This window comes from Deltaproteobacteria bacterium, assembly GCA_005879535.1.
Taxonomy (GTDB): domain Bacteria; phylum Myxococcota; class Myxococcia; order Myxococcales; family 40CM-4-68-19; genus 40CM-4-68-19.
Genome location: VBKI01000055.1, coordinates 1 through 388, shown reverse-complemented (window position 1 = coordinate 388; position 388 = coordinate 1). Strand labels below are relative to the sequence as shown.

General features: G+C 69.1%; 1 protein-coding gene. It reads left to right on the top strand.

The features are described from left to right. A partial coding sequence (locus E6J58_08450) for an acyl--CoA ligase (GenBank protein ID TMB38687.1) occupies positions 1-388 on the top strand: 388 nt, incomplete at both ends.

The window sequence follows — 388 nt, the reverse complement described above, 5'->3', positions numbered from 1 at the left end:
AGACCGGAGAGATCGTCGCCGAAGGGGAGAACATCGCCCGCGGCTATTTCCAGGATGCCGCGGAGACCGCGGTCACCTTCCGCAACGGGCGGCTGCACACAGGCGATCTGGCGACCGTCGACCGGGATGGATACGTGACCGTCCTGGGACGGGCGAAGAGCTTCCTCAAGTGCGGCGGTACGCGGACGAGCGCGGAGCGCTTTGAGGAAGCGCTGCTGGCGTTCCCGGACATCGTGGAGGCGGCCGTCATCGGTGTCCCGGACGAGGTGATGGGCGAGGCGCCCGCCGCGTTCGTGGTGGCGCGCGACCCAGGCGACCCGACCGTTGCTGCGCGCCTGCGCGAGTTCGCCGAGTCGAAACTGCCGCTGCCGCTTCGGCCGAAGATCAT